We start from the raw sequence: 19,075 nt of genomic DNA on the forward strand, positions 1-19,075 counted from the left end.
TTGAAACGTGTCACCACCCCGCCGGACAAGGACCACCTCCCGCCAAGAGAGTCGAATGGCGGCGACGGGAATCAACTCTTGACCCTGCCCTAACGGGATCGTAACGTGGGTCACACCTCAGCTAGAACGTTTCAAGTTGCCTTTCAGGAGACGTCATGCGTTCTCGGTTTGTCGCTGCTGTTGTGGTCACCACCGCGGCCTCCATAGCTCTGTCCGGTTGTACGAAGAAGAACGAGACCGACTCCGCCACCCCGGGTGACGCCGGCGCCAAGACGTACAAGGTGGCGTTCGTTCCGAAGTTGCAGGGTGTGCCGTATTTCGAGGCCATGAACGCCGGTGGCAAGGAGGCCGCGGCCGCGCTGGGCAACGTCGAATGGCTGTACCAGGGGCCGACCCAGGCGGACGCCGGGGCGCAGGCCGACATCGTCCGCTCCTACATCCAGCAGAAGGTCGACGCGCTGATCGTCGCGCCGAACGACCCGGACAGCATGGCCCCGCTGCTGCAGCAGGCCAAGGACGCCGGCATCCACGTCGCCACCGCGGACACCGACGCCCCGTCGAGCGTGCGGGAGGTGTTCGTCAACCAGGCCACCGCCGAGGGCATCGGCCAGGGGCTGACCGACGCTCTGCTGACGGCGATGGGCGGCAAGGGCAAGTACGCGATCGTGTCGTGCGGACAGACCGCGGAGAACCTGAACTCCTGGATCGAGGTGCAGCGGGCGTACACCGCGGAGAAGTACCCGGACGCGGAGATCGTGGACGTCGTCTACGCGGGTGAGGATCAGGCGAAGGCGACGCAGATGGCCACCGACCTGATGAACGCGCACCCGGACCTGACCGGCCTGGTCGGCGAGTGCACGTCGAGCGCTCCGGGGGTGGCGCAGGCGGTCAAGGACGCCGGGAAGATCGGCAAGGTGTTCACCGTCGGGCTGGGCACCCCGCAGGCGATGAAGCCGTACCTTCAGGACAAGTCGTCGACGGCGGCGATCCTCTGGGACGTGGAGAACCTGGGCTACCTGACCGCGTGGGCGGGCGCCCAGATCGCGCAGGGCAAGCCGATCGCGGCCACCAACAACGTGTCGCCGGATCTGTCCGCGGTGACGTATGACGAGGCGAGCAAGATGCTGCTGCTCGGCCCGGCCCTGCAGATCACCGACGAGAACGTCGACCAGTTCAACTACTGATGACCGGCCGAGACGACGAGACGCCCCGGCTGCGCCTGACCGCGATCACCAAGCGGTTCGGCGCGGTCCGGGCCATTCAGAACGCCGATTTCGCGGTACGGGCGGGCCGGGTGCACGCCCTGGTCGGCGAGAACGGGGCCGGCAAGTCCACGCTGATCAAGATCGTGGCGGGTGCCGAGGTGGCCGACACCGGTGAGATCGAGTTCGACGGCGAGCCGGTGCGGATCGCCGGCACCACTGACGCGATCGCGCGCGGGATCGCCACCGTCTACCAGGAGCCGCAGCTGTTCCCGGAGTTGACGGTGGCGGAGAACATCTTCCTCGGCCGGGAGATCACCAGGGCCGGGCGGATCGACTGGGCCGCCCAGAACGCCCGGGTGGCCGAGCTGCTGGAGTTGCTGGGTCTTCCGGAGCGCTACGCGACCGCCGAGGTGGGCACTCTCTCGGTGGCCGGGCAGCAGCAGGTGTCGATCGCGAAGGCTCTGGCGGCGGACGCGAAGGTGCTGATCCTGGACGAGCCGTCGGCGATCCTGACGGATGCCGAGATCGAGGTGCTGTTCGGGGTGGTCCGGAGGCTGACCGCGGCCGGGGTGGGTGTCGTCTACATCTCGCACCGGCTGGACGAGCTGTTCCGGATCGCGGACGAGGTGACGGTCATGCGGGACGGGCGCACGATCGGCACGTACGACATCGGGGATCTGACCGTGCGGCAGATCGCCCACCTGATGGTCGGCGAGGAGTTGTCCGACGCCCGTCCGCACCGCGAGGTCCCAGCCGGCAAGAACGTTCTGTCTCTGGAAGGACTCTCCCGGGCCGGCAAGTTCACCGACGTCGACGTGACCGTACGCGCCGGCGAGATCGTCGCCCTCTACGGCCTGGTCGGCAGCGGCGTCTCGGAGATCGCGGCCTGCGTCTACGGCATCGACCGCGCGACCAGCGGCAAGCTGATCATCGAGGGGGAGGAGCGGTCCCCGCGAAGTCCGCAGCACGCCCAGCGACTGGGGATCGCCCTCCTGCCCGCCAACCGCAAGGTCGAGGGCATGTTCGGTTTCCAGTCGATCGCTTTCAACATCTCGGCGGGCCACTTGCGAAGGATGTCGAGGTTCGGCGTCTTGATCGACAGGGCTCTCGAAAGGACGAAGGCGCGGGAGCTGATCCGGCGGCTGGCGGTGAAGACCCCGCACGAACGGCAGGCGATCAGCGCGATGTCCGGCGGCAACGCGCAGAAGGTGGTGCTGGCCCGGCAGCTGGTGGAGCGCCCGAAGGTGCTGGTCCTGGCGGAGCCGACGCAGGGTGTCGACGTCGGCGCCAAGGAGGAGATCCACCGCCTGATCACCGAGCTGGCCGAGGAGGGCACCGCCGTGCTGGTGGTCACCTCCGACCTGCCGGAGGCGCTGCGTATCGCCGACCGCATCCAGGTGGTCCGGGGCGGCACGACGACCGACGAGTTCGGCCCGGACGCCAGCCAGGTGGATCTGCTGGCGGCGGCGGCCGGTGGAAGGGCCGGCGGGGAAACCGGCGGAACCGTGGCGCCGGGAGGAGGGGAATGACCGCGCCGGCGGAGAAGACACGACCGAGAACGGCCCGAAGGAGCCTGGTCACCGGCCAGGAGCTGGTCCTGGTCGGCGTGATCGTGCTGCTGTGGGCGGGCCTGGCGGTGAGCACCCCCGCCTTCCTGACCGCCGGCTCGATCCAGCCACTGCTGGTGGCCACCGCGCCGATCGCCCTGGTCGGCGTCGCGATGACCATCGTGATCATCACCGGCGGCATCGACGTGAGTGTCGGCGGCGCGATCATGGTGTGCTCGGTGCTGACCGCGAAGGCCCTGGTCGGCGCGGAGGTGAGCCTGGGCGTCGCGGTTCTGCTGTCGGTCGCGGCCGGCGGTGTGCTGGGCCTGGTCAACGGCGTCCTGATCGCGTACGGCCGGGTCCACGCCATCATCATCACCTTCGGCACCGCGAACCTCTTCATGTTCCTCGGCCTGCGGATCTTCGGCTCCGGCACGGTCAACGGCATCCCGGGCACCCTGGCGTTCTTCGGCCGGGGCCCGGACGGCCGCACCCTGGGGGTCCCGCACGCCTTCCTGATCACGCTGCTGATCACCGCTGCCGCCTGGTGGTACCTGCGGCACACCGCGGGTGGCCGGCACTTCTTCGCGATCGGCGGGGACGCGCAGGCGGCCCGGCTGGCCGGGGTCCGGGTGCAGCGCCGGGTGCTGACGGCCTACCTGCTGACCGGTCTGATGGTGGGCCTGGCCTCGTGTTTCATCATCGCGCAGGGCACGTCGACGCTGGATCAGTCGGTGGGTTCCGGCAAGGAGCTGGCGGTGATCGCGGCGGTGGTGATCGGCGGCACGAGCATCATGGGCGGCCGCGGTTCGGTGCTGGGCACCCTGCTGGGCGCGCTGCTGGTGCAGTCGGTGGCGTCCGGCGTGACCCAGCTGGGCTGGCGTTCGCAGCTCTCCGACCTGTTCGTCGGCATCTTCATCATCGTGGCGGTCGGCGCCGACCTGCTGCGTGCCCGCGCGAGGAGAAGCCGGTGACGACAACCGCAGAAAAAGCGACGAAAACCCAAAGATCCGATTGGGTACGCCTACTACTGACGCAACGGATCGCCCTGCTCGCCGTCCTGATCGTCATCGTGGTGGCGACGTTCTTCGTCAACGACGCGGGTGGCTACCTGACCGCGCCCTACGACTTCGACTACATGTCCGCGAGCCTGATCAACGCCGTCCCGCTGGCCATGCTGGGCCTGGCGGAGCTGCTGGTCATCCTGTCCGGGCGGGGCGGCATCGACCTCAGTGTCGGCGCCATCGTCAGCCTGGCCGGCATGGGCTTCGGTTTCGCGTACGGCCAATGGGGCTGGCCGTTGTGGCTGGCGATCCTCGGCACCGCGGCGTTCGGCGCGCTCCTGGGGGCCGTGAACGGCTTCCTGATCTCCTACATCGGCTTCCCGGCGCTGATCGCCACGCTGGCGACGTTCTACGCGTACAAGTCGCTGGCCATCGTGATCAACAACCAGCAGCCGATCAGCACGAAACCGATCCAGGAGCTGTTCTCGATGAGCGAGTCCGTCGAGCTGCCCCTGATCGGTGCGTACATCCCGGACGTACCCCTCGGGATCTTCACGTTCCTGCTGCCCACCGTGGTGGCGGTCTGGCTGCTGCTGGCCCGCACCACGTACGGGCGGCGTCTCTACGCGATCGGCACCAACGACGTCGCCGCTCGCTGGGCCGGGCTCCCGGTCCGGGACACGCGCTTCAAGGCGTACGTCTACGCGGGTCTGATCTCCGGCCTGGTGGCCGTGGTGACGGTGGGGCAGTTCGCCTCGGCCCGCCCGGACGCGGGCGTCTCCGGCAACGGCATGGCCCTGCCCGCGATCACCATCGCCGTCCTCGGCGGCGTGGCGATCACCGGTGGCATCGGCCGGGTCGCCGGGGTCGTGCTCGCCACTCTGCTCATCGTCTGGCTCAACGCCGGCATCCTGCTCGCCTTCGTCGGTAACGAGGGCTCGCAGTACCAGCTCCTGGCCCTCGGCACGGTGCTGGTGTTCGCCGCCCTGTTGAACGGGCTCACCAATCGTAGGTACGGAGGCTCGTCATGATCGCCTGCACCGAACGGCACCATCGCAAGTTGAACGGCGGCCTCGCACGTGAGGGCCAGAAGAGCATGACAAGGAAGGCACAGCAATGAACCTCGCCGGACTGGACGGCTTCACGATCGAGGTCCCGAGCTGGGCGTACGGGAACTCGGGCACCCGTTTCAAGGTGTTCACCCGTCCCGGCGGACCGCGGAACCCGTACGAGAAGATCGCCGACGCCGCCCAGGTCAACAGCCTGACCGGGCTGGCCAACCGGGTGTCGCTGCACATCCCGTGGGACGTGGTGGACGACTGGAGCGACCTGAAGGCGTACGCCGAGAAGTCCGGGGTCACCATCGGCGCGATCAACTCGAACGTCTTCCAGGACGACGACTACCGTCTCGGCTCGCTCTGCAATCCGGACCCGGCGATCCGCCGCAAGGCCGTCGACCATCACAAGCAGTGCCTGGACGTGATGCGCCAGACCGGTTCGACGGATCTGAAGATCTGGCTGCCGGACGGGCTGAACTACGCCGGCCAGGATTCGCTGCGCGGCCGTCAGGAGCGGCTGGCCGAGTCGCTGCGGGAGATCTACGACGCCTCCGACGACGATCACCGCATCCTTCTGGAGTACAAGTTCTTCGAGCCGTACTTCTACAGCACCGACATCCCGGACTGGGGCACCTCGCTGCTGCACTGCCTGGCCCTCGGCGAGCGGGCCCAGGTGGTGCTGGACACCGGCCACCACGCGCCGGGCACCAACATCGAGTTCATCGTGATGCAGCTGATCCGGCAGGGCCGGCTGGGCGCGTTCGATTTCAACTCGCGCTACTACGCCGACGACGACCTGATCGTGGGCTCGGCCGACCCGTTCCAGCTGTTCCGGATCCTGTCCGAGATCGTCGCCGCCGGGGCGCACGTGCCCGGGTCGGGGGTCAACTTCATGCTCGACCAGTGCCACAACATCGAGGAGAAGATCCCCGGCCAGATCCGCTCGGTCCTCAACGTCGAGCAGGCCCTGGCGAAGGCGCTGCTGATCGACCAGGCGGCGCTCGCCACCGCGCAGCGCGAGGGAGACGTGCTGGGCGCGCACGAGGTGCTGATGGACGCCTTCGAGACCGACGTGCGGGCGGCCCTCGCCGACCGGCGGGAGGCTCGCGGTCTGCCGCGGGACCCGGTCAAGGCTTTCCAGGCTTCCGGGTACGCCGAGACAGCGGCCGCCGAACGGGTGGGCGGCACGCAGGCCGGCTGGGGGGGCATGAACCGGTAAAACGCGAGAATCACCCCGGAAAGCAGGGTTCCGGGCGCACCATGGGCGGATGGAGACCGCCACGCAGCCGGAGGACGAGGCCCGGGTGGCCGGTGTCCGGGCCCGTCTCGCCGACATCGTCGAGGCGGATCCGTCACCGGCCGAGCTGGCGCTGGTGGGCCGGCTGCTGACCTCGTTCGCGGCGAAGACCCCGGCCGCGGCGGACCAGCTGGTGCGGCTGCTGCACCAGGGCGACGCCGCGCCGGTGCGCGAGCAGGCGCACAGCCTGAAGGGCTCGGCGGCCAACATCGGCGCGACCGGCCTGGCCCAGGTGTGCTTCAGCGTGGAGGAACAGGCCAGGGCCGGGATCGTCGCCGACCCCGGCCCCACCGCTGAACGTCTGGCGGCCGAGGTCGACGGCGCCGTCCGGGCGGTGCTGATCCTGGCCGGCGAGTACGAACGGGCCTCCCCGGCGTGAGGGCTGGGTCAGGCCGCGGTGAGCACCGGCTCGACCAGACCCACCACGCGGGAGAAGTTCGCGAGCCGGTCCAGCATCACCTCGGTCACCACCGTGCCCCGGCCGATCAGCACCAGGCCGTTGACCGCGGTCACGTCGGACGCCAGCCGCATGCCGATCTGCAGGTCGGCGATCGCGCACGCCCGGGTGGTGTTGCGCGCCGAGGCCTCCACACCCTTGACCAGGCGCAGCGCGTAGAGCACGTGCGGCGCCAGCCCGCCCTGCTGGTCCAGGAAGGCGATGGCCACACCCGGGTCGTGGGTACGGGCGAAGACCGTCTCGTACTCGATGGCCGTACGGATCACGCTGATCGCGCCCTCGACCAGACCGGACCAGCCGCCGGGCGGGGGCGCCTCGCCGGCCAGGCCGCGCACGATGGCGACCACGTTCTCCATCATCGGGATCTCTTTGATCAGCGGGAGCACCATGCTGCGCATCCCGCGGACCAGGGCCTGCTCGTCCGGGTTGAGGCTCTGGCCCTCGCAGAGCTTCCTCATCACCTCGGCCGGCAGGGTGACCGCGCCGAGCTGGGAGGCCATCGTGGCGGCCTCCAGCTCCCACAGCCCGTCGAGTTCGAGGGCGTGGGTCAGCTCGGCGACCAGCTCACGGATCCGGCCGGCCCGGGCGAAACCCAGCGGGCTGGACATCTCCAGGATGCCGAAGAGGGCGTGCAGGCTGGTCTTCAGGGTGGTGTCGACCATGCCGCGCTCGGCCATCACGTGGTCGTGCTTGGAGACCGCCGAGTGCACCACGTCGAGGATGTCGTCCCGGGACGCGGGCTTCGGCACGTACCGGTAGACGCCGCCGGAGTTGATCGCGGCGATCGCGGTGTTCATGTCGCCGTACCCGGTGTGCAGGATCCGCATGGTGTCCGGGTAGTCGCTCTGGATCCGGCCGAGCAGCTCGATGCCGTCCATCCCGGGCATCCGCATGTCACTGATCACCGCGGCCACCTCGCCGTTGTCGGCGAGCAGCTGGAGCGCTTCGTCGGCGTTGGCGGCGAGCAGCAGCCGGTGGTCCCGGCCGAGCTGCATCGAGAGCGTGTCCAGCACACTCTCCTCGTCGTCGACGAGCAGAAGCAACGGCTGAGCCTTCGCCCCGGCTTCGACATCACCAGACCGGTACAGCTCGGTCCGCATAGTGGTCTCCTTCGTCTGACCGGTCGTCGTGCTACGTGGTCCCCTATCGCCGGATTCCGGGAATGCCTGAGCGTTCGAGGGGGCAGGATTTCAACTGTGCCGAACTCCTCAGGCGGCTCACGCGGACAGCCGAATGGCGATCCGCGAGTCACGGCGGAGAACCCGCACGCGGTACCGGAAGAACGGACACAGATGTGAGCGCAGTAGGCGAGGACGCCCGCCTGGCAGCGGTGCACAGCTATCACCTGCTCGACGCCCCACGGCCGGTGGTGCTGGACGAGCTGACCCGGCTGGCCGGCGCGGTCTTCGACGCCCCCATGTCGGCGGTGACCCTGGTCGGGCAGGACCGGGAGTGGTTCGCCGGCAAGACCGGTGTGCCCGGCGACGGCGGCCCGCTGGTCAACTCCTTCGCCGAACAGGTGGTGGCGGAAGGGCGCCCGCTCGTCGTCGAGGACACCCTCGCCGAACCGCGGTACCGCTCCTGGGACAACGTCCAGGGCGCGCCGAACATCCGGTTCTACGCCGGGGTGCCGCTGATCGACGAGGACGGGCACACCCTGGGCAGCGTGTGCGTGCTCGACGACAAGCCCCGGGAGACCGCGGAGAAGCACCTGGAACTGCTCTGGACGATGTCCGGGCAGGCCGCCGGTCATCTGGCCGCGCTGCGCAACCGCCTGCTGCTGGCCGAGCTGGGTGACGAGCTGTCCCGGGCGATCAGCCGCGAGGAGGACTTCGTGGCGACCGTGTCGCACGAGCTGCGCACCCCGGTCACCACCATCCAGGGGTATCTGGAGCTGCTCGTCGACAACGAGGAGCTGGCCCCGTACCGCCGCCTGATCGATCCCATCCAGCGCAACGGTGAGCGGCTCGTCCGCATGGTGGACCACCTGCTCGCCGGCACCCGGCCGGCGGCCGCCCCGCTGCCGCTGCTGCGCTCGCTGACCGACCTGGTCGCGGTGGCCGAGGCGGCGATGGCCGCGTGCAAGTCGCAGGCGAGCACCCGGGACGTGCCGATCGTGATCGACGCGCCGGAGGGCAAGGCGACCGTGCCCGGCGACTTCACCCGGCTCAGCCAGGCCGCCGAGCACCTGGTCCGCAACGCGGTGCTGTTCAGCACCACCGGGCAGCCGGTGACCATCCGGATCGACGGGCGCACCATCGAGGTGGTGGACACCGGCGCGGGCATCCCGGCCGACGAGCTGCCGCACGTGATCGAGCGGTTCTACCGCGGCCAGTACGCCCGGGAGCAGGCGGTCCCCGGGGTCGGCCTGGGGTTGAGCATCGCCGAGCGGATCATGCGGGCGCACGACGGGCGGCTCACCGTCGAATCGGCCGGTCCCGGCCGGGGCACGATCGCCCGGATGTCCATTCCGGGGTGATTGCACCCTCAGGAGAGGTACGGACCTGCCGATGGTGAGGTGACACTCAATGGCGAGCGGGGGCCCCGATGTCGATTCTGCGGCGGATGCGACTGGCCGGGCGGCTCGGTTCGGCGTTCCTGATCGTGCTGCTCCTGCTCGGGGTGGCGGTCGGGATCGGCGCCTGGGGCCTGACCCGGCAGGCCGCCTCGGCCGACGAGTTGCAGCGTCTGCAGCACCTGATGCACCAGGTGGACGAGCAGAAGTACTACAACGGCGACATCTCCGGGTGGCAGGTCGCCTACGTGTGGGACACCCGGCGGCTCACCCCGCGGGCCGCGGTGGAGCCGGCCAGTGAGAACCGGGCCGGGTTCCTGGCCGACATGGAGAAGATCAAGAAGCTGCTCGCGGAGACCGACACGGCGAGCATGACCGGCACCGAACGGGCGGTCTTCAGCTCGCTCGGCGGCCTGTGGGACGAGTTCAAGGCCGCCGACGACCAGATGGTCGCGCTGTACGCGGCGGGCCGCGTCGACGAGGGCGACAAGGTGCTGCTGGACAGCAGCTACGCGATCTACTACAAGATCAACGAGGCGACCGACACGCTGGTCGCCTCGGTCACCGACCGCGCCGACCAGGCCGCCGAGGACGCCCGGGCCGAGGCCGCCACCACGCGTACCACGATGATCGTGGTGTTCCTGGTCGCGGTGGCCGCCGCGGTGCTGCTCACCGTGCTGGTCACCCGCAGTGTGGCCGGGCCGGTCGGCCACCTGGTCGAGGTGTTGCACGCGATGGCCCGCGGCGACCTGACCGTGCGGGCCGACACCACCGGCGGTGACGAGCTGGCGGTGATGGGCCGGGCCGTCGACGAGGCGGTCGCCGGGGTGCGCGCCACGGTCACCGAGATCGTCGAGAACGGCGGCCGGCTCACCGCGGCCTCGGACACCATGCGCCGGGTCAGCCACCAGATCGACTCGTCCATCGCCGAGGCCGACCAGCAGGCCGGGATGGCCGCGTCCGCCGCCGACGGGGTCTCCGGCAACGTGCACACGGTGGCGGCCGGCTCCGAGCAGATGGGCGCGGCGATCACCGAGATCTCCCGCAACGCCGCCGACGCCGCCCAGGTGGCCACCGACGCGGTCGCCGCGGCCCGGGCCACCAGCGAGACGATCAACCGGCTCGGCGAGTCGTCGGCGCAGATCGGCGACGTGATCGAGACGATCACCGCGATCGCCTCGCAGACCAACCTGCTGGCCCTCAACGCGACCATCGAGGCGGCCCGGGCCGGCGAGTCCGGCAAGGGCTTCGCGGTGGTCGCCAGCGAGGTCAAGGACCTGGCCCAGGAGACCGCGCGGGCCACCGAGAAGATCTCCCAGCAGATCGCCGCGATCCAGAGCGACACCGGTCAGGCGGTCACCGCGATCGACGAGATCAGCCGGATCATCGAGCAGATCAGCGACTTCCAGACCACCATCGCCTCGGCGGTGGAGGAGCAGAGCGCCACCACCGCCGAGATGAACCGCGGGGTCACCATGGCCGCCGCCGGGGTCGGCGACATCGCCGGCAACATCGCCAGCGTGGCGCACGGCACCGCGGCCAGCCGGGCGGCGGTCGGCGAGGTGGCCCGGACCGCCGAGGACGTGCAGAGCCTGGCCGACGGGTTACGGGCGGCCGCCGGCCGGTTCTCGATCTGAGGTCAGGATCTCCAGCAATCCGGTCACCTCCAGCGACCGGAGCACGATGCCCCGCGGGCGGGTGACCCGGAACCGGGCGCCGGCCCGCCGCACCGCCTCCCGGGAGAGGAGCAGCACGTCGATCCCGGCGGAGTCGCAGAACGTCAGCCCCTCCAGATCGAGGACCAGGCTCTCCGGCCGGTCGCGGAGGGCCCCGGTGACCTGCTCCTCGACCAGGTCGCCGGTGTCCAGGTCGAGTTCGCCGTGCAGCGTCAGCCGGGTCACCCCGCCGTCGTCGAGCCGGCCGATCCGCATCACGCCACCTCGCACGGCAGGAGCTCCACCCGGACCCGCTTGCCGCCCTGATAGTTCTGCACCGACCAGGCCGCGGCCAGTGCCTCGATCAGGGCGATCCCCCGGCCGCCGTCGCCGTCCGGGTCGCGCCGGCGGGGCACCACCGACGAGCCGTCGGCCACCGACACGGTCACCCGGCCACCGTGCGCCTCCAGCTGCAGCTCGATGCAGCCGCCGCCGTGCCGGACGGCGTTGGTCACCAGTTCGCTGACCACCACCGCGGCGGCGTCCAGCCAGTCGTCGTCACGGAAGCCCCAGCCGGTCAGCACCGCGGTCGCCGCCCGGCGGGCAGCGGCCGGAGCGCCTCGGTCGAGTGGGACGTCCAAATGGGCGGTGAGCTCGCTCATGCAATTCCCCGAGATTCGCCTGCGTGCGGGGCGGACAGTACCCGCCTTAGGCGCCGGACGAAACCTCTGCCGGATTTAATATGATTTAGGCTGATCGCATGGCTTCAGTGCTGGTGGTCGAGGACAACCCGGAACATCAGGCGGTCATCGCCGAGGTGGTCCGCCGGCTCGGGCACCGGCCCGTGCTGGCCGGCGACGGCCGGGCCGGGCTCGCCGCCGCCGTGGCGAACCGCCCCGACCTGGTCGTCGCCGACGTCGACATGCCCCACCTGGACGGCATCAAGATGTGCCGGGCGCTGCGCGAGAACCCGGGCACCGCCGACGTCCCGGTCGTGCTGATCACCGCCTACCTGCCACCCGGCGACACCACCCTGGCCGAGGCGGAGGCCCTCGCGGTGGTGCCGAAACCGTTCAGCGTCAAGGAGCTGACCGAGACGCTGCGCTCCTGCATCGACGCGCCGCCCGGCGCCCGGCACGACCCGGCGTTCACCGAGGCGCTGCTGCGCAGCCTGGACGCCGGAGTGGTGGCCTGCGACATGGAGGGCCGGCTCGTCGTGGTCAACCAGGCGGTCCGGGACCTGTTCGGCGACGAGAGCCTGGGCGTGCCGGCCCGGGACTGGGCCGAGCGGTTCGGGCTGCGCCGGCCGGACGGCAGCGCCCTCCCACCCGAGGACGTGGCGCTCTACCGGTCCCTCGCCGGCGAGGAGATCCACCACGACGAGGTGCTCGCCCACGACCGGCAGGGCCGGCGGCGCTGGTTCGCGATCAACGCCCGGCCGGTCCGCGACGACACCGGCAAGATCCTCGGCGCGGTCGCCGCGGTGCACGACGTCACCCCGGAACACCAGCAGCGGCAGTACGAGCACTGCACCACCGAGGTGCTCAAGGCCCTGGTGCAGGCGCCGGACACCGGCCGGGCCGGGGCCGAGGTGCTGCGCGCCATCTCGGCCGAACTGGGCTGGCCGTACCTGCGGCTGTGGCTGGTCGACGGGGTGGTGGACCGGCTCCGCCCGGCCGCCACCCACCTGGCGCCCGGCTCTCCCCCGCTGCGGCTGCCGCCCACCCTGAAACGCGGCGAAGGGCTGGCCGGCTCCTGCTGGGAGTCCGGTGAGCCGGTGTGGGTGCCGAACCTGCGCGCCCCGGACGTGCCGGTGATGGCCGAGGCCGAGCACTACCGGACCGCGGTGGCCGTGCCGGTGCTCAGCGCCGAGAAGGTGATCGGGGTGCTGGCCTTCTTCACCCTGGAGCCACAGGACCCGGACCCGGCCCTGACCGTGCTGCTCAGCGGCATCGCCGGGCACATCGGGTCGTACCTGGAGCGGCGCCGCTCGGAGGAGCTGGCCGACCAGCTGGCGGCCAGCGTCGGCGAGTACATCGCGCTGGTCGGGCACGAGCTGCGCACCCCGCTCACCTCGATCGGCACGTACACCGACCTGATCAACGAGGAGCCGGACGGGACCACCGTCGGGGAGATCCGGGACCTGCTCGGGGTCATCGAGCGCAACAACGCCCGGCTGCGCTCCCTCGTCGAACGGCTGCTCGACCTGGCCGCCCTGGAGGCCGGGCACGCCCAGCTCACCGTCGGCGACGTGGACCTGGCCGCGGTGGTGCGGGCCGCGCTGGCCGGCACCCAGGTGCACACCGACCTGCCGGACAAGCTGGCCGTCCCCGGCGACCGGGCCCGGCTGCGGCAGGTGGTGGAGAACCTGGTGGGCAACGCGGTCAAGTACAGCCCGGACGGTACGGCGGTGCACGTCACTCTCACCGCCGACGACGAGGTGGCGGTACTCTGCGTGACCGACAGCGGGATCGGCATCCCGGCCGGTGAGCAGAACCAACTGTTCGCCCGCCTCTACCGGGCGACAAATGCCAGGCACAGCGGCATTCCGGGGGCCGGGCTGGGTCTCGCGCTGAGCCGGGCCATCGTCGAACTGCACCGCGGCACCATCACTCTCAGTGAGAACGACGGCGGCGGAACCGTGGCCACCGTCCGCCTTCCCCGGCGATCCGGGACTTCCGACCCTGCCCGCCCGGCACACCGGGACGCGACGCTGGGGAGGAACCACTAGGAGGGGTCATGCTGGGAGGAAACATGGACGCGTGGCGCGGTTTCGCGGGCTCGACGTGGCGTACCGGAATCGACGTGGCCGGCTTCATCCACGACAACGTCAAGCCGTACGACGGCGACGCGGCCTTCCTCGCCGGGGCCACCGAGCGCACCACCGGCATCTGGGACAAGCTGTCCGCGATGTTCGTGCAGGAGCGTGCCAACGGCATCTACGACGTGGACGCCACCACCCCGTCGACCATCACCGCACACGCCCCCGGATACATCGACCGGGACAGCGAACTGATCGTCGGCCTGCAGACCGACGCGCCACTGCGCCGGGCCATCATGCCGTTCGGTGGACTGCGGATGGTCGAGGGCGGGCTCAAGGCGTACGGCCGCGAGATCGACCCGGACGTCAAGAAGGTCTTCACCGAGTACCGCAAGACCCACAACGCCGGGGTGTTCGACGCCTACCCGGCCGACGTGCTGGCCGCCCGCCGGTCGCACATCATCACCGGCCTGCCCGACGCGTACGGCCGGGGCCGGATCATCGGCGACTACCGCCGGGTCGCGCTCTACGGCGTGGACCACCTGATCGCCGAGCGCCAGCAGGTCAAGACGGCGCTCAACGCGCGCCTGTCGGTGGCCGACGTGATCCGCGACCGGGAGGAGATCGCCGAGCAGATCCGGGCGCTGGGCGAACTCAAGCAGATGGCCGCGTCGTACGGCTTCGACATCTCCGGCCCGGCCACCACCGCGCAGGAGGCGGTGCAGTGGCTGTACTTCGCCTACCTGGGCGCCACCAAGGAGCAGAACGGCGCGGCCATGTCGCTGGGCCGCACCTCCACCTTCGTGGACGTCTACATCCAGCGCGACCTCGCCGAGGGCCGGATCACCGAGGAGTTCGCCCAGGAGCTGATCGACGACTTCGTGATCAAGCTGCGGATCATCCGGTTCCTGCGTACCCCCGAGTACGACGAACTGTTCTCCGGCGACCCGACCTGGGTGACCGAGTCGATCGGCGGCATCGGCTCCGACGACCGGCCGCTCGTCACCCGGACCAGCTTCCGCTACCTGCAGACCCTCTACAACCTGGGGCCGGCGCCGGAACCGAACATGACGGTCCTCTGGTCGCAGCGGCTGCCGGAGGGGTTCAAGCGGTTCTGCGCGCAGGTCAGCATCGACACCAGCAGCATCCAGTACGAGAACGACGACCTGCTGCGGCCGTACCTCAGTGACGACGCGGCGATCGCCTGCTGCGTGTCCGGCATGCGGGTCGGCAAGGACATGCAGTTCTTCGGGGCCCGGGCCAACATGGCCAAGGCGCTGCTGTACGCCATCAACGGCGGCCGGGACGAGATCAGTGGCACGCAGGTGGCGCCGGCGACTCCTTCGCTGGGCGGCGACCTTCTGGACTACGACGAGGTGTTCGAGGCGTACGACAAGACCCTCGACTGGCTCGCCGAGACCTACGTGGACGCCCTCAACGTCATCCACTACATGCACGACCGGTACGCGTACGAGCGCCTGGAGATGGCCCTGCACGACTACCCGGTGCACCGTTTCCTGGCCACCGGCATCGCCGGGCTCTCGGTCGCCGCGGACAGTCTGTCGGCCATCAAGCACGCCCAGGTCAAGCCGGTCCGGGACGAGACCGGCCTGGTCGTGGACTACGAGGTGGACGGCGACTACCCGACGTTCGGCAACAACGACGACCGGGTGGACGCGATCGCGGTGGACCTGGTCGACCGGTTCATGGAGAAGATCCGCCGGCAGCCGATGTACCGGGGCGCCGAGCCCAGCCTGTCCGTGCTGACCATCACCTCGAACGTGGTCTACGGCAAGCACACCGGCAACACCCCCGACGGCCGGCGGCTCGGCGAACCGTTCGCGCCCGGCGCCAACCCGATGAACGGCCGGGACAAGCACGGCCTGGTAGCGGCCGCCCTGTCGGTGGCGAAACTGCCCTACCGCAGCGCCCGCGACGGCATCTCGCTGACCATCACCTCCACCCCGGACGGCCTCGGCCGCACCAAGGACGAGCAGGTCGGCAACCTGGTCGGGGTGCTGGACGGCTACACCGACGGGCACGGCTTCCACATGAACGTCAACGTGCTCGACCGGGCCACCCTGGAGGACGCCATGGCGCACCCGGAGAAATACCCGCAGCTCACCATCCGGGTCTCGGGATACGCGGTGAACTTCGTGCGGCTGACCAAGGAGCAGCAGCGCGACGTCATCTCCCGGACATTCCACGGATCGCTCTAGCCATGACCCTCACCGGGAGTGTGCACTCGTTCGACGTCTCCACCGGCGTCGACGGGCCGGGGACGCGCTTCGTCGCGTTCCTGGCCGGGTGCCCGCTGCGCTGCCAGTACTGCCACAGCCCCGACACCTGGTACCGGCGCAGCGGGCGGCCGATGACGGCCGACGAGCTGATGACCGAGATCCTGCGCTACGAGCGTTTCATCAAGGTCGCGCGGGGCGGCGTCACGCTGAGCGGCGGAGAGGCACTTCAACAGCCCGATTTCGTACGGGAGATCTTCACCCGCTGCCACGAGAAGGGCCTGCACACCGCCCTGGACACCAGCGGCTCCCTGGGCGCCAAGGCGTCCGACGAGCTGCTCGACGTCACCGACCTGGTCCTGCTGGACATCAAGTCGGGCGACGAGGAGACGTACCACCGGGTCACCAGGACCGGAACCCTGGAACCGACGGTGACGTTCGCGCACCGCCTGGCCGACCGCGGCATCCCGATCTGGATCCGCTTCGTCCTGGTCCCCGGCCTGACCGACAGCGAGGAGAACGTCGAGTCGGTGGCCGCCATCGCCGCCTCGATCCGCACGGTGGAACGGGTGGAGGTCCTCCCGTTCCACCGTCTCGGGGCCGGCAAGTACGCCGCCCTCAACCTGCCCTTCCCCCTGGCCGACACCCCGTCCCCGTCCCCCGACCTGATCGACCGCGTCCACAAGCAGTTCCGGGCCCACGGCCTGACCGTCTACTGATTCCGGAGCGGCGGGTCAACCCCGCTGCAACCGGAAGGCACCGGACATCAGTTGCGCGGGGGTAGCGCCGGCCAGTGCGGGAGTCGCCACCACGAAGGGCCCGGATCGATTCGACCGCAAGGCCTCCTGCCGATGGTCACCGACGACCCCAGCGATCATCCGCATCGCGGTGGCGGCCTTCTCCTCCTCCGCGAAGAGGTCGTTTCCCAGGGCACTCATCGCCGCGTGGACTTTCATCGCCACCTCGGTGGCGGTCGGAGCGGCCAGGTTCGATTCGGTTCTACGACCGGCGTCCGGCACCAGCCCACCTGCAAACGTTCCACCGGCGTCCAACAGCACGGCCCCGAGCAGCCCCCAGCCCGTGGCGACCGGGCCCAGCATCGTGCCGACGACGACCGACGTGATGGTCGCCCACTTGGCCACTTCCGGGTCGCACCCGCCGGTCAGGCTCTGAACAGCCTGAAGGGACGTGTCCAGAAGCTCCAGCACCGATTTCCGGAACCGGCAGTAGACAGCCTTGGTGCACTCCAACTGTTCCCGGGAGAATCGAATCAGCTCCCGCTGGTTCGGTACGACGTTCTGCAAGGGTGTGACGAAGCTGTCGGTGAAGTTCGTGGCGAATCTCCCCTGCCAGCCGCCCATCTCCACCCGCACGTCGTTGACTCTGACCAGCCCGGCACTGGCACCCGTCCAACTCCCGGACAGGTCCGCCTATCCTTAGAACATCCCCTCGATCCGCGCCAGCGCGTCGAGAGCCGGGTTCAGATCGTCCGGATCGGGGACGAGGAACCGTTCGAAGCTGGGGACGATCCACTCGTAGTCGCGGGTGCGGACCTGCTCACGGTACTGGGCCACCTCCGCCGGAGGGATCGGCGAGTTGAACGGAAGGTCCGGATGCAGGTTGTCCCACTTGTCGTCGACCGCACGTTTCCAGGACGTGATGTCGTCGAGGGTCTGCCGGATGAGTTCCGCCTTGAGCCGCTGTGCCTGCTGCCGAACCCTTCGTTCATAGGCCACGCCGGCCAGCTCCGGCGGGGTGGCGGCCCGCCCGCTCACGGCGTCCGGTCCGGTGTGCCGTAGTGGTCCTCAGCGCCAGGCGACGGCGGGTTGGACGGCACATCAGCCGGGTCGTGGTTGATCGCCTGCCGCAGATGGTCGCCGAGCATCCCCTCCACGGTGCCGATCTCGATCAGGTCGTCGGCGTTGGCCAGGTCGGTCTCGTTGTAGACGAGCGCCGCGGTGCGAACCCCACGCGCCGCCTCCAGCACGGTGTCCCCGACCAGCGCCATCATCAGTTGCAACTCGCCCCGCAGTTCCTGCCACGCGAGACCGGCCGTGCTGATCATGACACTCGCGCCGGGGTACGCCGGAGTGTTGGCCCGAAACGCGTCGCTACCCCCGGCTGCTTCGCCCAGCAGACGGTTGGCGTCGTAGAACACGTCCGCGATCCGCGGCAGATGCACGTCCGACACCCGCCACAGCCGATACAGGTCACCTCCGGTGACATTCTCCGTCATGCTGTCCCGCCTCCTCGGTCCGCTGTCCGCCGTCGTCGCCACCCCAAGAGCAACGCGACGCCGATGATCGTCATCACAGCCCCTCCACCGAGTGCTGCCGGCCAAGTTCCGGAAGCTGCGGCGTCGCCGGCTCCACCGGCGGCAGGCACCGGGTGCGAGTAGACCCGGTTGCCGATCACATCGACCAGGTGGATCGAGCCGTCCGGTGTGGTCCCCGCACCGAGCAGAACGACGTCCTGGCGGAAGATGGCCGGGTCGAGTCCGATCACCGCCCGGGCCTCGCCGCCCGGATCCCGCACATGCACCGCACGATCGACGGCATCGACGGTGAAGACGCCTCCGGCTCCCGCGCTGACGGCGGAAACCGTTCCGGCCGCTGCCACCTCGGAGAGTTCCCCATCCCGCCATCGGTGGAGCTTGTTGGCACCGCAGATCCACAGGTCACCCGCGGTATCGACGGCGAGTCCACTGGGCGCGGCGAAACCAGCGGCGGCGATCTCACCGACCGCGCCACCCGGTGCGAAGACCAGGACGCGGTTGTTCTTCTGGTCCGCGACGAAGAGCGTGCCGTCCGGCATGACCGCGACGCCGGACGGCGCCTCCATCGGCGGCTCGATCGTGCCGGCGGCCATGACCGGCTCGGCGCGCACCGAGATCGTCCCGTCGGAGGCGAGGGCGTACACCCGGACCGCGGTCACGTCGGCGATGTAGACGGTGCCGTCCGCACCCACCGTGAGATCACCGGGATACCCGAGCGAGATCTCGGTCCCTTTCGCGCCCTCGGGCAACGGGCCGGTCTCGTTTTTCGCCTCGCCGTCGCCCGCGACGGTGCGGATCCGCCCGTCCGGGCCGATCGCTCGGACCCGGTGGTTGCCGGTGTCGGCGATGTAGAGCGTGCCGTCCGCCGCCACCGCGGCGGCCTCCGGGGCCTTCAGGCGGGCTTCGGACGCCGGGCCGCCATCGCCCGAGAAGCCCCCGCCACCCGATCCCACGGCCAGGCGAAACCCGGCGTCAACGGCCCCCGCGGCTCGCGGAACCGCAATCGTCGACAGGACGATCGCCATTGTTCCGGCCACCACGGCGTGCCACCTCATCCCCATCGA

18 protein-coding genes are annotated in these 19,075 nt (G+C 70.0%); 11 read left to right on the top strand and 7 right to left on the bottom strand.

All coding sequences use genetic code 11. The features are described from left to right. The first annotated feature begins 155 nt into the window (after nt 1-155). From ACQ0O7_RS28440 to ACQ0O7_RS28465, 6 genes are all read left to right on the top strand, one after another. Complete coding sequence (locus ACQ0O7_RS28440) at nt 156-1,184, top strand: autoinducer 2 ABC transporter substrate-binding protein (RefSeq protein ID WP_430786161.1); 1,029 nt, start codon at nt 156-158, stop codon at nt 1,182-1,184. Continuing rightward, nucleotides 1,184-2,734, top strand: a complete 1,551-nt coding sequence (locus ACQ0O7_RS28445; RefSeq protein ID WP_430786163.1) for a sugar ABC transporter ATP-binding protein — start codon at nt 1,184-1,186, stop codon at nt 2,732-2,734. Before ACQ0O7_RS28440 ends, ACQ0O7_RS28445 begins: the two co-directional genes overlap by 1 nt. Then, nucleotides 2,731-3,726: an ABC transporter permease gene (locus ACQ0O7_RS28450; protein WP_430786165.1), complete on the top strand. Its 996-nt coding sequence runs from the start codon at nt 2,731-2,733 to the stop codon at nt 3,724-3,726. The genes ACQ0O7_RS28445 and ACQ0O7_RS28450 overlap by 4 nt, the downstream gene beginning before the upstream one ends. Further along, nucleotides 3,723-4,787, top strand: a complete 1,065-nt coding sequence (locus ACQ0O7_RS28455; RefSeq protein ID WP_430786167.1) for an ABC transporter permease — start codon at nt 3,723-3,725, stop codon at nt 4,785-4,787. Before ACQ0O7_RS28450 ends, ACQ0O7_RS28455 begins: the two co-directional genes overlap by 4 nt. An 85-nt stretch (nt 4,788-4,872) precedes the next feature. Further along, on the top strand, nt 4,873-6,033 hold the full coding sequence (rhaI, locus tag ACQ0O7_RS28460; protein WP_430786169.1) for an L-rhamnose isomerase: 1,161 nt from the start codon (nt 4,873-4,875) through the stop codon (nt 6,031-6,033). Nucleotides 6,034-6,082: 49 nt separating this feature from the next. Then, complete coding sequence (locus ACQ0O7_RS28465) at nt 6,083-6,490, top strand: Hpt domain-containing protein (RefSeq protein ID WP_430786171.1); 408 nt, start codon at nt 6,083-6,085, stop codon at nt 6,488-6,490. Between the two features lie 8 nt (nt 6,491-6,498). Here the strand turns inward: ACQ0O7_RS28465 and ACQ0O7_RS28470 are convergent, their stop codons facing one another. Continuing rightward, nucleotides 6,499-7,668 carry a response regulator gene (locus ACQ0O7_RS28470; protein ID WP_430786173.1) on the bottom strand — a complete coding sequence of 390 codons (1,170 nt, stop codon included), beginning with the start codon at nt 7,666-7,668 and terminating at the stop codon, nt 6,499-6,501. A gap of 194 nt (nt 7,669-7,862) precedes the next feature. On the opposite strand from ACQ0O7_RS28470, the gene ACQ0O7_RS28475 reads away from it, so the two are divergent. Both ACQ0O7_RS28475 and ACQ0O7_RS28480 read left to right on the top strand, forming a co-directional pair. Further along, nucleotides 7,863-9,047 carry a GAF domain-containing sensor histidine kinase gene (locus ACQ0O7_RS28475; protein WP_430786175.1) on the top strand — a complete coding sequence of 395 codons (1,185 nt, stop codon included), beginning with the start codon at nt 7,863-7,865 and terminating at the stop codon, nt 9,045-9,047. 68 nt (nt 9,048-9,115) lie between these two features. Then, nucleotides 9,116-10,720 carry a methyl-accepting chemotaxis protein gene (locus ACQ0O7_RS28480; RefSeq protein WP_430786177.1) on the top strand — a complete coding sequence of 535 codons (1,605 nt, stop codon included), beginning with the start codon at nt 9,116-9,118 and terminating at the stop codon, nt 10,718-10,720. On the opposite strand, the gene ACQ0O7_RS28485 is transcribed toward ACQ0O7_RS28480, so the two are convergent. Together ACQ0O7_RS28485 and ACQ0O7_RS28490 are read right to left on the bottom strand one after the other, a co-directional pair. After that, complete coding sequence (locus tag ACQ0O7_RS28485; RefSeq protein ID WP_430786179.1) at nt 10,688-11,014, bottom strand: STAS domain-containing protein; 327 nt, start codon at nt 11,012-11,014, stop codon at nt 10,688-10,690. The genes ACQ0O7_RS28480 and ACQ0O7_RS28485 overlap by 33 nt on opposite strands. After that, entirely contained in the window at nt 11,014-11,400 is a 387-nt protein-coding gene (locus ACQ0O7_RS28490; RefSeq protein ID WP_430786181.1) for an ATP-binding protein, read from the bottom strand. Before ACQ0O7_RS28490 ends, ACQ0O7_RS28485 begins: the two co-directional genes overlap by 1 nt. 98 nt (nt 11,401-11,498) lie before the next feature. Here ACQ0O7_RS28490 and ACQ0O7_RS28495 point away from each other — a divergent pair, with 98 nt between their 5' ends. Genes ACQ0O7_RS28495 through pflA form a run of 3 tightly spaced genes read left to right on the top strand, consistent with a single transcriptional unit; the run spans nt 11,499 to nt 16,455 of the window. Next, nucleotides 11,499-13,469, top strand: coding sequence for an ATP-binding protein (locus ACQ0O7_RS28495; protein ID WP_430786183.1), 1,971 nt, complete (start codon nt 11,499-11,501; stop codon nt 13,467-13,469). Nucleotides 13,470-13,477: 8 nt separating this feature from the next. Beyond that, on the top strand, nt 13,478-15,718 hold the full coding sequence (gene pflB, locus ACQ0O7_RS28500) for a formate C-acetyltransferase (protein WP_430786185.1): 2,241 nt from the start codon (nt 13,478-13,480) through the stop codon (nt 15,716-15,718). Nucleotides 15,719-15,720: 2 nt separating this feature from the next. Continuing rightward, nucleotides 15,721-16,455 carry a pyruvate formate-lyase-activating protein gene (gene pflA, locus ACQ0O7_RS28505; protein WP_430786187.1) on the top strand — a complete coding sequence of 245 codons (735 nt, stop codon included), beginning with the start codon at nt 15,721-15,723 and terminating at the stop codon, nt 16,453-16,455. Between the two features lie 15 nt (nt 16,456-16,470). Here pflA and ACQ0O7_RS28510 read toward each other — a convergent pair whose 3' ends face one another. The 4 genes from ACQ0O7_RS28510 to ACQ0O7_RS28525 all read right to left on the bottom strand — a co-directional run bounded on the left by ACQ0O7_RS28510 (nt 16,471) and on the right by ACQ0O7_RS28525 (nt 19,051). After that, a complete protein-coding gene (locus tag ACQ0O7_RS28510) occupies nt 16,471-17,109 on the bottom strand; it encodes a hypothetical protein (RefSeq protein ID WP_430786189.1) in 639 nt (212 codons plus the stop codon). A 63-nt stretch (nt 17,110-17,172) separates the two neighbouring features. Beyond that, the gene (locus tag ACQ0O7_RS28515) at nt 17,173-17,511 is read right to left on the bottom strand and encodes a hypothetical protein (protein ID WP_430786191.1); all 339 of its coding nucleotides are present in this window, start codon (nt 17,509-17,511) and stop codon (nt 17,173-17,175) included. Further along, entirely contained in the window at nt 17,508-17,972 is a 465-nt protein-coding gene (locus tag ACQ0O7_RS28520) for a hypothetical protein (RefSeq protein WP_430786193.1), read from the bottom strand. Before ACQ0O7_RS28520 ends, ACQ0O7_RS28515 begins: the two co-directional genes overlap by 4 nt. Continuing rightward, nucleotides 17,969-19,051 (bottom strand): hypothetical protein, encoded by a 1,083-nt coding sequence (locus ACQ0O7_RS28525; RefSeq protein ID WP_430786195.1) that lies wholly within the window; start codon nt 19,049-19,051, stop codon nt 17,969-17,971. The genes ACQ0O7_RS28520 and ACQ0O7_RS28525 overlap by 4 nt, the downstream gene beginning before the upstream one ends. Nucleotides 19,052-19,075 lie beyond the last annotated feature (24 nt).

Origin of the sequence: Actinoplanes sp. G11-F43 (assembly GCF_050589265.1) — a bacterium.
Classification (GTDB): Bacteria; Actinomycetota; Actinomycetes; order Mycobacteriales; family Micromonosporaceae; genus Actinoplanes.